The sequence below is a fragment of the Methanobrevibacter millerae genome, from assembly GCF_001477655.1.
GTDB lineage: Archaea > Methanobacteriota > Methanobacteria > Methanobacteriales > Methanobacteriaceae > Methanocatella > Methanocatella millerae_A.
Genome location: NZ_CP011266.1, coordinates 2,450,818 through 2,464,637, shown reverse-complemented (window position 1 = coordinate 2,464,637; position 13,820 = coordinate 2,450,818). Strand labels below are relative to the sequence as shown.

Here is a 13,820-nt window from a genome sequence, read left to right as displayed (position 1 = left end):
ATAATATGAAAGTTTCAGTTGTCACGCCTAATTATAATGGTGTTAAATTCTTAGAAAATTATTTCAAGTCACTTAATCATGATAGTGAATTCATTGGAGAAGTAATCATTATTGATAATGGATCCACTGATTCCAGTTTGGATTATATTCAAAATAACTCTTTTAATTTTCCTGTTGTTGTTATAAAAAATGATGAAAATTTAGGATTTGCCCCTGCAGTCAATCAGGGAATCTCAAAAGCCAAATATGATTATGTTTTTTCTTTAAACAATGATACTGAAATTCAAAAGGATTCAATCAAATCGATGGTGGACCTAATTCGGGATGAAAACGTTTTTTCGGTACAGGCGAAAATGCTTCAGGCTGATAATAAAAAGCTTATTGATGATGCAGGAGATGAATACAACCTTCTTGGGTGGACTAAAAAGATTGGTGAAAATCAGGATTCGGATAATTATTCTCAGGTAAATGAAATATTTTCTAGCTGTGCAGGAGCGGCATTATATAAAAAATGTGTTTTTGATGAAATTGGATTATTTGACGATAATTATTTTGCATATATGGAAGATGTTGATTTGGCTATCCGTTCACAAATTTATGGCTATAGGAATCTATTGGATCCTGATGCTATCGTTTATCATATTGGAAGTGCAACAAGTGGCAGCAGATATAATGAGTTTAAGGTAAAAATAGCCGCTAGAAATAATGTATGGACAGTTTATAAGAATCTTCCTATCCCATTAAAGATAATAAATTTTATATTTCTATTTTTTGGATTTTTAATAAAATATCTATTCTTTTTAAGGAAAGGATTCGGTCCAACTTATTTAAAAGGTCTTAAAGAAGGATTAAACACTAAATCCAAAGTAAATAAGGTTAATTTTAAAAAATCAAATTTAAAAAATTATTTCAGGTTGGAATACAAACTAATCATAAACACATTAAAATTTTTAAAAAAGTGAATTAATATGGATTTGTCTGTTGTTATAGTAAATTACGGAACCTTTGAATTAACTAAAAATACTGTTAATTCAATTTTAGATTATTCCTATCCCTTTGATGTGGAAATCATTATTGTGGATAATGCATCCAAGGACGACAGTTTATCAAAACTGAGGAAATATTTTGATGGGAGGGTTAAATTTATTGCGTCAGAACACAACAATGGTTTTGCAGCAGGCAACAACCAGGCATTAAGGATTGTTGATTCTAAATACGTACTGCTTTTAAATTCAGACACTATTGTCTGGAAAAATACATTAGAAAATATTTATCATTATATGGAGAATAACTCTGATGTGGGAGCCTGTGGATGTCAGGTTCTTTTGGAGGATAATACTTTAGATAAGGCATGTAAAAGAAGTTTTCCAAATGTAAAAAATTCATTTTTCAGATTGTTTCATATTCCAACCAATAGTGTTGCTGATGATTATAATTTGGATGATTTGGATGATGATGGTGTTTATGAAATCGATTGCTTGACTGGGGCATTTATATTTACCCGTAAGAAAGTATTGGACGATATAGGCCTTTTAGATGAGACCTTTTTTATGTATGGTGAAGATATAGACTTCTGTTATAGGATTAAACAGGCAGGATGGAAAATAATTTATTATGGAAAAGATAAGATTACTCATTTAAAAGGGGCCAGTAGCAAAAAACAAAGACCAAAGCTAATTTATGAATTCTATCGTGCAATGTATGTCTATTATAAAAAGCATCTATCTTGCGAATCGAATATTTTTACTAATTTATTTGTTTATTTTGGAATTTTTATATTGTGCATTTTAAAACTTTTTTTAAATATATTTAAAAAGAAAAATTAAATATTAAATAAAATTCATATAATATATTAACTAATTTTCGTGGTTAATGTATGATAAGAGAAAATCAAAAGTGGCTAAATTATGCAATGGTTTTAATAGATATGCTTGTTATATCATTATCTTTAGCTATTTCATGGTGGATGCGTTTTAAAACAACAATTTTTGGACCTATTGGAGGGCATTTGCCTATCCAAAGTTATTTGTTCTTTCTGATATTTGTTGTCATTCCTGTTTATATTATCCTTTATTTCTCATTTGGATTATATAAACCGCGTAGAACTTATAGAACGATTTTTTCTGAAGCTAACCAGATAATTAAAGTGAATATTGTAGCTTTTGTAGTTTTGGTTGCTATATTATTTGTTTTAAATCAACCTAATTTCTCAAGAATCATGTTGTTCCTTTTGGGGGTCATCGGTACTGTATTTGGTATAATAGAAAGATTCATAATCAGAAGCTTTCTTAAAAAAATACGCACGGACAATAAAAACCTTAAACATATTCTTATTGTTGGGGATAATGATTTGGCTTTTACTTTTGCACGTAAAATTAGAAATAATCCTTATTTGGGTTTTGACATTAGTGGATTTTTGGGAAGAAGTAATCATGTCGGAATGGAAATTGAAGGAAGCAAAATTATTGGATCATTTAAAGACTTGGATGAAATTTTGGAAAACAATAATTTTGACCGTGTCGTTTTAGCTATTCCATTAAAATACTATTATAAAATCAATGAGTTGGTGGAAAGCTGTGAACGCGTGGGAATAAAAGCTGAAATCATTCCTGATTATATAAGGTATTTTCCTGCTCAGCCATCAGTTGACATGATTGAAGATATTCCGATTATTAATATAAGGTATGTTCCTTTGGATGATGCATTTAATAAAACTATAAAATATCTTTCTGATTATATTATTGCTATTATAGCTATAATTATAACCTCTCCAATAATGATTATCACAGCTATTGCAATTAAGCTGACTTCTCCGGGGCCCATTATTTTCAAGCAGGAAAGAATAGGCTATCATGGTGAACCTTTTAATATGTATAAATTTAGAAGCATGAGGGTTCAAAGCCCTAGCGATGAGAAATCAGAATGGACTACAAAAGATGATCCTAGAAAAACTAAGGTTGGGGACATTATAAGAAAGACAAGTATCGATGAGTTGCCTCAATTTTTCAATGTATTGAAAGGTGAAATGAGTGTTGTAGGTCCAAGACCTGAAAGGCCATATTTTGTTGATGAATTCAGAAAAGAAATTCCTAAATATATGGTTAAGCATCAGGTTAGGCCAGGTATTACTGGTTGGGCTCAAATCCATGGTTGTAGGGGAGATACTTCAATCAAAAAACGTATAGAATTTGATATAGAATATGTAGAAAACTGGCACATGGGTTTGGATTTAGGTATAATGATTAAAACCGTTGTAAAGAAAAATCCTAATGCATATTAAGAATCATCACTTTTATATTTATTTATTTAAAATTTAATGCATTTTAAGTAATTTTTCTATAAAATATTACTTGTCAAATGCTCTCCCACATTACTTATATTATAGTAAAATACAAAATAATAATTAACTTTCTTATGAGGGGTTTGGTATGGAAAAAGAAATTTTAGAACAATACAATAAAGTCAAAGATATACTCTCTGAAGAAGAATTTTTAAATGAAATAGAGCAAATTCGTCCAAATTTTGAAGATTTGCCTTTTATGGATGAGGTAGACATTGCAAAAGAAGTTGTTAAGAATCATATTGGTGCAGCTGATATTTCAAAATCTGAAGATTCTATTGATGATGCAGATTCTTCATTTGAAAAAGTTGTAATGACTAACGAACTTTTAGAAAAATATAATCAGATTAAAGATTATATGAGTGAAGATGAATTTTTGGATGAAATGAATAAACTCAAAAAAGAAAATTCAGATGTATCTTTTATGAATGAAGAAACTTTCGCTGATCAAATTGTTGGCAGATATGTTGAAAGCGAAAACGAAATTTTAACCGAAAGGGAAGAATATTCCAGCGACAATATTGGATTACTGGAAGATGGTGATAAAGACAAATCTTTCACTGGTGTTGTTAAAACAATCAGCAATCCAAGATCATTTAAAACACGTAAAGGAAACTCTGGAAAAGTGTGTAATGTTGATGTTGAAGATAAAACAGGAAAAATTCGTGTTGTCCTATGGACAGAAAACATCAAACATTTAAAAAATATTTCTGAAGGAGATATTGTCCATGTTGGTGGAGTTGATATTAAAGATGGTTATTCTGGTCTTGAAGCTTCAATGAGACCTAGATCTGTTTTTGAAAAAGCAGTTGATGCTGATCCTTCAGATTATCCAACATATACTGAAGAAATTACTCCAATCAAAGATGTTCAGGCCAATACAACAGTAAATGTTATTGCAAGAATTACTAGAATTCCTCCTGTTAGAACATATAATAAGAATGGTAAGGATGGAAAAGTTGCATCATTGGAACTTCAGGATGCATCTGGAACAATCTCATATACTTTATGGAATAATAATGTTGATTTAATTCAATCTCTTGAATTAAACGATGGCGATACCGTAAAAATTCTTCAAGCTCAAGTAAGAGAAAGAAACGATGAAAAATCTTTAAGTCATTGGGATGGAAGAATAATTAAAGGGGACTTTGATGTTCCAGAATTTGAGCATGAGGTTTCAAAAATCGGTGATTTGGATGACGGAGACAGTGATATTTCAATAATTGGTGTTGTAACTAAGTTGCAGGATATCAGAAAATTCATTAGAAAATCTGATAAAAGTGAAGGCCAATTAAGAAATTTCAATATTACAGATGATACTGGGTCCATTAGGGTCACTTTATGGGGAGAAAGTGCAGATATTGAAATTAAAAAAGGAGATATTGTAAAATTAATTGGTGGAACTGTTGTCTATGATGAATATACTGAAGAGGGTCATTCTATTAATACAAATTTCTCAACTCAAATATCTGTCAATCCTAAAAACTTATCAGAAGATGATGAATTAATTTTCAACAATATCAAAGAGAAATTACAGCCAATGCAAATCGAACAAGTTGTATTGGGTGATGAAGAGAATATTGATGTTGATGTAATGGGTAGGATAATGTCTGTCGGCGATATAAGGACTTTTGAAAGACCATCCGATGGTTCTCAAGGTAAAGTTCGTTCAGCATCATTTTCTGATGGTACTGAAGTAATTCAATTATCATTATGGGATGACAAAACCAATGTTGATTTGGATGTTGGAAATGCATATCTGCTTGAAAATGCAAGAGTAAGATTTAGCATGGATTCAATTAGTTTAAACATTGGCTCATCTTCAAGAGTTATTAGTTTATCAGAAGATCAAGCTAAATTTTTACCATCATTCGAGACATTAGAAAAAATGATTTATGAATATCGTGAAATTTCAGATTTAGACGAATATGATGAAAATATTTATGTTGTTGGAAGAATCTTTGAGGTATTTGATGTTCGTGAATTAGAAAGAGATGACGGTAGTAAATACTTACTAAGAAATATAGAAATTGCTGATAATTCTCAAGCTATCAGAGTATCATTGTGGGGAGAAAATGCTAAAAGAGAATTTGATGAAGGAGAAGCTATTAAAATTCAAAATCCTAGGATAGATTTATATAATGACCAATTGACTTTAAATATTGCTGAATCTACTGCTATTGTTAAACCAAGCGATGAAGAGTTAATGAACTTACCTTCATTTGATGAACTCAAAGAAGCAATTTATGTTCCAAAAGAAATTGAAGCAATAGAAGATAATGATGTTAACGTTCGTGTTACCGGAACTCTTCAGGATATTGTCTCTGAAAGATTACTTCTCAGAAAATGTCCGCATTGTTCTAATACTATTGGTGATGTTGAACTTGATGGAGAAACAATGTGTGATTTCTGTGGTGAAACATTTGATGAACCAAGAACCACTCTTATGATTCCAACAACTTTAGTTGATGATACTGGTGATATAGGTGTTACATTCTTTGATAATTTAGTTGAAGATTTATTAGAAATGCCTAGGGAAGAAATTATCAATATAGTTACTGATGATCCTGGAGCTTTAGATGGAAGAATTGAAGACTTAGAAGGTCTCACTGTAGAAATTATTGCAAATGTTAGCTATGATGAATATAATGAAGTTAGAAAACTCAACCCAAGAAAAATTTTACAAAAATATTACTAAATAAAATAAGGATGGATTATTATGGTGGAATTAGAAGATTTACCAAGTGTCGGTGAAAAGACAGCAGAAAAATTAAGAGATGCAGGTTTCGCAGATATGATGAGATTAGCAACCGCTACTCCTAAAGAATTATCAGTTAAAGCAGAAATTGGTGAAGGTGTTGCAGAAAAAGTTATTGAAGCTGCACGTAAAGCTGAAGACATAGGTTTTGAAACTGCATTGGAAGTTGATGAAAGAAGAAAAGATGTGGGCCACATTTCTGTAGGAAGTAAAGGGTTCAATGATTTAATTGCTGGTGGTATAGAAACTCAAGCTATCACCGAAGTATTTGGTGAATTCGGATCAGGTAAAAGTCAAATCTCTCATGAATTAGCTGTAACTGTTCAATTGCCTGAAGAATTGGGTGGTCTTGATGGAGATTGTGTTTTTGTTGATACTGAAAATACATTCCGTCCAGAAAGGATTAAACAAATTGCTAATGGTTTTGAATTGGATTTAGAAGATGTTTTACAAAGGATTCATGTTGCACGGGCTTTCAATTCTTCACACCAAATATTGATGGTAGATAAGATTAATGAATTAATTCAAAATGGTACCAATGTTAAATTGGTTATTGTGGATTCATTAATGGCTCACTTCAGAGCGGAATATGTTGGTAGGGAATCTTTAGCTGTAAGACAACAAAAATTAAATCAACATTTACATTCACTTCAACAAATTGCTAACACATATAATGTTGCAGTATTTATTACAAATCAGGTTCAGGCTAAACCGGATTCATTCTTTGGAAGTCCTACTAAAGCTATTGGTGGACATGTTTTAGGACATGCTTCTACTTATAGGATTTGGCTTAAAAAAGGACTTGCAGGTAAAAGAATTGCTCGTTTAGTCGACAGCCCTCATTTACCTGAAGGTGAATGTGTATTCAAAATTACTAATGAAGGTATTGTTGATTAAATATCTTCTTCTATTTTTCTTTTTCCTTTAATTTTAAATAATATAAATATCTACTTTTAATAATGGACGCTATACAAATTACTATTTTATCTATCATTATAATGATTGCTTTAGGTTATATCCTCAAGCGCATTGATTTTTTATCTGTTGATAATGTTGATACTTTAAATAATATAGTGATTTACATTATGCTTCCAAGCATGATTTTTTCTGCACTTTATACTGCAGATTTATCAATGATATCCTCTTTAGGAATTCTTCCTTTTGTTATTTTGGCATCATCTTTTGTAACTGGAATCATTTCATATTTCATTTTAAAGAGATTCAATCTTTCAGATAAAATGCTTTGGAGTGTTTTGGTAACAATTATGATTGCTAATACTGGATTTATGGGATATCCTATTAGTATTGGAGTTTATGGAAGCGAAGGATTTTTAAGGGCTATATTTTGTGATATGGCAACAAGTGTCATATTTTTAATTTTATCTTTTGCATTGGTTTTAAAATTTGGAGGATCTCCAAAGACTGCTGTTAAAAAAATTGCATTTTTCCCGCCTTTATGGGCCATTATCCTTGGAATTTTATTAAATATAACCCATATTTCTATCGGCCCTGTATTGGAAAATACTGTTAATTATCTTGGTAATGGTACAATACCGTTAATTATGTTATCATTAGGTATTTCTATTGATTTTGGTGGAATCAAACGTTCTAAAAACATGATTATCTTTACTTCAATCATGAAACTTTTAATCTTTCCGTTGATTGCATCTTTTATTGTTTCTCACTTGGGTCTTTTGGACTTGCAATTCAAGATTCCTATCATTGAAGCTGCAATGCCTTCAGGAATGTTATCTTTAGTGTTGGCTATTACTTATAAATTGGACTATGAATTAACTTCAGATTGCATACTGATTAATACTGTAATTTCACTAGTTACCTTACCTGTAATTTTGATGTTATTATAGCTCATTTTTGCCATATTTTTATGATTTTAAATTTTTGTATTCCTAAAAATTATTGATGAAATTTTTTATTAGAATAAATAAGCTTTTAAAAAGCTTTATTTTTTAAATCATTTGATTTTTAGAAATATTTTATCTCATCATATATATACTTTACTCCAATATGTTTTCAGAAAGCTTTATAAATGTGTTCATACTACATATTTAATATCTAACTCTATGTTAGATAATTTCGCACACTTGTACAAGGTGAAAATTATGGCAGAAGAAATAAGAGATAATAATGAAGAATTAAGGATAGGTGTTTACGTCTGTCACTGTGGTGTTAACGTCGGTGGAGTAGTAGACTGTCCTTCCGTAGCTGAATACGCTAAGACTTTACCTGGCGTAGTTCACGCAACCGATTACAAATACATGTGTTCCGACCCTGGTCAAGCTATGATCCAAGAGGACATCAAAGAGAAAAACTTAAACAGAGTTGTTGTAGCAGCTTGTTCCCCTCGTCTTCACGAACCTACTTTCCGTAGATGTGTAGAAGAAGCAGGATTAAACAAATTCTTATTTGAATTTGCTAACTTAAGAGAACAAGACTCCTGGGTACACATGAACCAACCTGAAGAAGCAACTGAAAAAGCTAAAGACTTAACTCGTATGGCTGTTGCAAAAGCAAGATTACTTGAACCATTAGAAGCTACCAAAGTGCCTGTAGATAACAAAGCATTAGTTATTGGTGGTGGAGTAGCTGGTATCCAAACCGCTTTAGATTTAGGTGATATGGGATTCAAAACCTACATGGTAGAAAGAAACCCAACCATCGGTGGAAGAATGGGACAATTAGATAAAACATTCCCTACTCTCGACTGTTCAATGTGTATTTTAGCACCTAAAATGGTAGACTGTTCCAAACATGAAAACATCGAATTAATTTCTTATGCAGAAGTAACTGAAGTAGACGGATATATTGGAAACTTCAAAGTAACTGTAGAGAAAAAAGCAAGATATGTAGATGAAGATTTATGTACTGGATGTGGAGCATGTCAAGAAGCTTGTCCTATCGAAATACCTAACTACTACGACGAAGGTGTAGGTATGGTAAAAGCTGCTTACATTCCATTCCCTCAAGCTGTACCATTATGTGCAACTATTGATAAAGACTACTGTATCGAATGTAACTTATGTGTACAAGCATGTGGTCCAGATGCAATCGATCACAACCAAAAACCTTCTAAAATTGAATTAGAAGTTGGTACTATTATCGCAGCAATCGGTTACGACCCATTCGACCCATCCGGAATCTACCAATACGGATACGGCCGTTACACTAACGTAATTACTGCAATGGAAATTGAAAGAATGATTAACGCATCAGGTCCTACTGGTGGACACGTTATCAAACCTTCAGATGGTATTGAACCTAAACGTGTTGCATTCATCCACTGTGTCGGTTCCAGAGATGAGCAAATCGGTAAACCTTACTGTTCCAGAGTATGTTGTATGTACTCCATGAAAAACGCTCAATTATGTATTGACCACGAACCTGACACTGAAGTAACCTGTTACTACATGGATATCCGTTCATTCGGTAAAGGATACGAAGAGTTCTACAAAACCTCTCAAGAAAAATACGGAATTGAATTCATTAGAGGCAGGCCTGCTCAAATCTTAGAAAACGATGACTTAACCTTAACTATCAGAGCAGAAGACACTTTACTCGGTAAAGTAACTGAATACACTTATGATTTAGTTGTATTAAGCGTTGGTCTCGAACACTCCGCAGGATCCGACGAACTCAGACAAACCTTAGGTCTTTCCAGATCTGCAGACGGATTCTACATGGAAGCTCACCCTAAACTCAGACCTGTTGACACCTTAACTGACGGTGTTTACATTGCTGGTGTAGCTCAAGGTCCTAAAGATATTCCTGACTCTGTAGCACAAGGTTCAGCTGCAGCATCCAGAGCAGCTATCCCTATGGCTAAAGGTGAAGTAGAAATCGAACCTATTGTCGCACGTACTGATGAAGTTATTTGTGGTGCTTGTGAAGTTTGTGTCGAATTATGTCCATTCGGTGCTATTACCATTGTTGGTGACGCTGGTTCCAACCACGCAGAAATCAACACTGCATTATGTAAAGGATGCGGTACCTGTGTAGGTGCATGTCCTTCCGGTGCAATGGATCAACAACACTTCAAAACTGATCAAATTATGGCACAAATCAGTGCTGCTCTTGAAGACATAGGTAAATAGATTTAGAGATTTTTTAATCTCTATTTCTTTTTTTACTTTTTTTACAAACTTTTTTATATTGTTTCATCTAATATCTATTTTTAATGAAAAATAATCCAAAACTACTTTTATATATTAATGCTTTCTTCTTTAGGTATTAACACTCCTTTAAGCATTATAGGTATTATTTCTGAAATTTCACAATTTTTCAACACATCCATTTCAATTTCAGGATTGTATGTTAGTTCTTTCACATTTGCTATCGCGATTTTTGGATTGTTCACACCGATGCTGTTTTCCAGATTTGAAAGAAAATCGACATTTGTTAGCATTTTGTCAATTTTTGCAGTTTCTAATATCGTTATTATTTTTATAAATAACATTCTAATTGCATCATTTTTTAGAATATTGTCTGCAGCTTTCTATCCTGCTTTTATATCCATTGCATTAACCGTATGTGAAGAGATAGCTCCTGAAGGCGAAAAGCAGGATTACATTACAAAAATATTACTTGGAATATCAGTTGGAAGTATTGTAGGATTGCCTATTACGACAGCTTTGGGTACAGTATTTGGATATCAGACGGCGATGTCATGGATTTTTGCATTTAACTTTTTAACATTGCTTTTGATTATCATATTTTTCCCAAGAATTCCCGGCAGATATGAAAGTCATGAAATACCTTTTTCATTATTGAAGTCCAGGCAATTCATATTAGCTTCCGTAGGAATTATTATGATGCCAATTGGTGCAAGCATAGTCTACAATTACCTTCCGTACTTCCTGCAGAATGTTACACATATTTATACCTATAAGTTAAGTGTTTTCCTATTCACTTATGGATTGTTTTCAATCTTCGGAACATGGCTTGGAGGCAAATTGATTGTAATAAGGGATAAGTTAACATTAATTATATTTCAAGTAGTTTGTGCTTTGATTTTTGTTCTAATGTATTTTTCATCAGATTATCTGATTTTAGTGTTAATACTGATTTTAATATTTGGCATACTTGATGGCATGGGATACAACCTGATACAATACATTGAAACTTCAGTGCTTGAAGATGATTTGGAGCTTGCAAACGGAATATTTTTAAGCATATTGAATGGTGGAATCGCTATGGGAATTGCTATTGGAGGATTTTTGGTTGACGGATTTGGTGTAATGTCTATATTTCCTGCAGGCACAATATTTCTAATTGTTGCATTCGTTATTCTTTTTTATGTTATATTTTTTTTAAAAATCAATTTGAAATATAGCTGAAAATTTAATTTTTTCATAAATACTTATATTGTATTATAAACATATCTTAAATCATATTTTTTTAATTTAGATTAGGTGTAGTAAATGACTAATTATCATGATGAAATTTTAAAATTTGAAGAAATTGCAAAAGAACATACTCAATATATGAGAAACAGTATTAATTTGATTGCTTCTGAAAATGTAACCAGTGTAGAAGTTACTGAAGCATTGGCAACAGATTTTGCTCACAGATATGCAGAAGGACAAGCTTTTCAAAGATTCTATGAAGGATGTCAGTATGTCGACCAAGTGGAAGACATGACCAAAAAACTTTCATGCAAAGTATATGACTGTGAATATGCAAATGTTCAGCCTGTTTCAGGTGTAACAGCAAACTTGGCAGCATTCTTTGGATTTGCAAAACCTGGTGAAAAAGTAATGGCTTTGGAAGTTCCATCAGGAGGACACATTTCTCATGCTGATGTAAGTGCTGCAGGTATTCGCGGACTTAAAACTGTTTTCCATCCTTTAAACAAAGATATCATGAACATTGACATTGATGCAATGAACAAAAAAATCCTCGAAGAAAAACCAAAAATAGTATTGTTCGGAGGAAGCTTATTCCTATTCCCACATCCTATCAAAGAAGCTCGTGAAGCAGCTGATGAAGTTGGAGCAACTATTATGTATGATGGAGCTCACGTATTAGGTCTTATTGCGGGAGGCCAATTCCAACAACCTCTTAAGGAAGGAGCAGACGTAATGATGGGAAGTACCCACAAAACATTCCCTGGTCCACAAGGTGGAATTATCCTTTCAAACAAAGAAAACGAAGAGTTAATTGACAATGCAGTATTTCCGGGTGTTGTAAGTAACCACCATTTACACCATTTGCTTGGTTTAGGTATTGCAACTGCTGAAATGTTGGAATTCGGAGAAGCTTATGCAAAACAGACCATTAAAAACGCTCAGGCATTAGGTCAGGCAATGTATGAATTAGGATTTGACGTATTATGTGAAGATCAAGGATTCACTCAATCCCACCAAATCGCTGTTGATTTAAGTTCAATCAGATCAGCATCAGACATTGCAAAAGAGCTTGCTGACAATAATGTTGTCTTAAACAAAAACCTTTTACCTGGTGATGACAGAGATAATTCCGATAATCCGTCCGGTATCAGAATAGGAACTCAGGAAATTACCAGAAGAGGATTGAAAGAAAAAGAAATGTCTGAAGTCGCTGAATTCATTAAACGTGTTGCAGTCGATAAGGAAAACATCGCTGATGAAGTTGCTGAATTCATGAACCAATACGTAACCTTGGATTATGCATTCTCTGACAGGGATGCTTACCAATATCATGCATTATAGATTACTATGAGAATAGGGTTTGCTTTTACAGGTGCAGGTCATTTACTAAATGAATCTGTTCGGGTAGCTGAAAAATTAGCTAAAGACCATGAAGTCACAATATTTCTTTCAGGTGCTGCTGAAGACGTATTGAAGATGTATGGTCTATACGAAAGGGTTACCAGATTGACTGGTGGCAAATACAGGGAACTTGCAACAGATTCCAACCAAAAATTTTCATATCCTATAACAGGCAGACTCTCACTTGGTAAATATGATTTGTTGATTGTATCTCCGGCAACAGCAAATACAGTTTCTAAGATTGTTCACGGTATAGCTGATACTTTGGTGACTAATGCCGTTGCACAGGCAGGTAAAGGTGCTGTTAAGACTTTTATGGTTCCAGTTGATATTCATCCGGGACCAATTGACACAGTTTTACCTTCAAAAATGGAAACCACCAAATGTCAAAACTGTGATGAGTGTGTTGCAGCATTGGTATGTCCTGAAGGTGCAATCATTCCTCATGATGAAATTGATTTGACAAAATGTGTCGGATGCGGACAGTGCAGGAATACCTGTCCTTATGATGCGATTTCTGAAGGAAAAATCATAACCATGTATATGCGCGATATTGACATTGAAAATACCCGTAAGCTCGCTGAAATTGATGATATTCAGATATTTGAACATCCAAAAGATCTTTTAGAGTTTGTTTAACTCTAGTTTTTCACCTTTTTTTAAATTAATATGATTCTTTTTTGTTTCTAAGATATATTTTGCTTTTTTTGATGGCTTGTAGAATTTCCATGGTTTAAGTGTGACTTTCTCAAAAATTATTTTGTTTTCATCTAAAAAATACACATCTATCGTAAAGTTCATGAAACATGTATGGATACTGGACCCATATTTTAAAATAAATAATAATCCATAATCAATATCTTTTTTAAACATTAATCCTAATAGTCTTTTTATATAATTATCAGCATATTTTATTTCTATCATAGGATATAGCTTATAATATTTCTTTATATTAAAT

11 protein-coding genes are annotated in these 13,820 nt (G+C 32.6%); 10 read left to right on the top strand and 1 reads right to left on the bottom strand.

The window, feature by feature from the left end:
- The first annotated feature begins 5 nt into the window (after positions 1-5).
- From SM9_RS11170 to SM9_RS11120, 10 genes are all read left to right on the top strand, one after another.
- Positions 6-962, top strand: a complete 957-nt coding sequence (locus SM9_RS11170; protein ID WP_058740364.1) for a glycosyltransferase family 2 protein — start codon at positions 6-8, stop codon at positions 960-962.
- Between the two features lie 6 nt (positions 963-968).
- On the top strand, positions 969-1,826 hold the full coding sequence (locus SM9_RS11165; RefSeq protein ID WP_058740212.1) for a glycosyltransferase family 2 protein: 858 nt from the start codon (positions 969-971) through the stop codon (positions 1,824-1,826).
- A 50-nt stretch (positions 1,827-1,876) separates the two neighbouring features.
- Complete coding sequence (locus tag SM9_RS11160) at positions 1,877-3,280, top strand: undecaprenyl-phosphate glucose phosphotransferase (RefSeq protein WP_058740211.1); 1,404 nt, start codon at positions 1,877-1,879, stop codon at positions 3,278-3,280.
- A gap of 148 nt (positions 3,281-3,428) precedes the next feature.
- The gene (locus SM9_RS11155) at positions 3,429-6,038 is read left to right on the top strand and encodes an OB-fold nucleic acid binding domain-containing protein (RefSeq protein ID WP_232299133.1); all 2,610 of its coding nucleotides are present in this window, start codon (positions 3,429-3,431) and stop codon (positions 6,036-6,038) included.
- A gap of 21 nt (positions 6,039-6,059) precedes the next feature.
- Complete coding sequence (gene radA / locus SM9_RS11150) at positions 6,060-6,995, top strand: DNA repair and recombination protein RadA (RefSeq protein WP_058740210.1); 936 nt, start codon at positions 6,060-6,062, stop codon at positions 6,993-6,995.
- Between the two features lie 62 nt (positions 6,996-7,057).
- Positions 7,058-7,963 carry an AEC family transporter gene (locus tag SM9_RS11145; RefSeq protein WP_058740209.1) on the top strand — a complete coding sequence of 302 codons (906 nt, stop codon included), beginning with the start codon at positions 7,058-7,060 and terminating at the stop codon, positions 7,961-7,963.
- Positions 7,964-8,218: 255 nt separating this feature from the next.
- Positions 8,219-10,207: a CoB--CoM heterodisulfide reductase iron-sulfur subunit A family protein gene (locus SM9_RS11140; protein ID WP_058740208.1), complete on the top strand. Its 1,989-nt coding sequence runs from the start codon at positions 8,219-8,221 to the stop codon at positions 10,205-10,207.
- 117 nt (positions 10,208-10,324) lie between these two features.
- Positions 10,325-11,449 carry an MFS transporter gene (locus SM9_RS11130; RefSeq protein WP_083495908.1) on the top strand — a complete coding sequence of 375 codons (1,125 nt, stop codon included), beginning with the start codon at positions 10,325-10,327 and terminating at the stop codon, positions 11,447-11,449.
- Positions 11,450-11,533: 84 nt separating this feature from the next.
- A complete protein-coding gene (gene glyA, locus SM9_RS11125; protein ID WP_058740205.1) occupies positions 11,534-12,802 on the top strand; it encodes a serine hydroxymethyltransferase in 1,269 nt (422 codons plus the stop codon).
- Between the two features lie 6 nt (positions 12,803-12,808).
- Positions 12,809-13,501, top strand: coding sequence for a dihydromethanopterin reductase (acceptor) (locus tag SM9_RS11120; protein ID WP_058740204.1), 693 nt, complete (start codon positions 12,809-12,811; stop codon positions 13,499-13,501).
- Here SM9_RS11120 and SM9_RS11115 read toward each other — a convergent pair.
- A complete protein-coding gene (locus SM9_RS11115; RefSeq protein WP_058740203.1) occupies positions 13,487-13,786 on the bottom strand; it encodes a DUF192 domain-containing protein in 300 nt (99 codons plus the stop codon). The genes SM9_RS11120 and SM9_RS11115 overlap by 15 nt on opposite strands.
- Positions 13,787-13,820: the final 34 nt, after the last annotated feature.

Bases quoted from the DNA above. Each gene is read 5' to 3' on its own strand.
- SM9_RS11170 (WP_058740364.1), top strand. From the start codon at position 6: ATGAAAGTTTCAGTTGTCACGCCTAATTATAATGGTGTTAAATTCTTA.
- radA (WP_058740210.1), top strand. From the start codon at position 6,060: ATGGTGGAATTAGAAGATTTACCAAGTGTCGGTGAAAAGACAGCAGAA.
- SM9_RS11155 (WP_232299133.1), top strand. From the start codon at position 3,429: ATGGAAAAAGAAATTTTAGAACAATACAATAAAGTCAAAGATATACTC.
- SM9_RS11165 (WP_058740212.1), top strand. From the start codon at position 969: ATGGATTTGTCTGTTGTTATAGTAAATTACGGAACCTTTGAATTAACT.
- glyA (WP_058740205.1), top strand. From the start codon at position 11,534: ATGACTAATTATCATGATGAAATTTTAAAATTTGAAGAAATTGCAAAA.
- SM9_RS11140 (WP_058740208.1), top strand. From the start codon at position 8,219: ATGGCAGAAGAAATAAGAGATAATAATGAAGAATTAAGGATAGGTGTT.
- SM9_RS11115 (WP_058740203.1), bottom strand. From the start codon at position 13,786: ATGATAGAAATAAAATATGCTGATAATTATATAAAAAGACTATTAGGA.
- SM9_RS11120 (WP_058740204.1), top strand. From the start codon at position 12,809: ATGAGAATAGGGTTTGCTTTTACAGGTGCAGGTCATTTACTAAATGAA.
- SM9_RS11130 (WP_083495908.1), top strand. From the start codon at position 10,325: ATGCTTTCTTCTTTAGGTATTAACACTCCTTTAAGCATTATAGGTATT.
- SM9_RS11160 (WP_058740211.1), top strand. From the start codon at position 1,877: ATGATAAGAGAAAATCAAAAGTGGCTAAATTATGCAATGGTTTTAATA.
- SM9_RS11145 (WP_058740209.1), top strand. From the start codon at position 7,058: ATGGACGCTATACAAATTACTATTTTATCTATCATTATAATGATTGCT.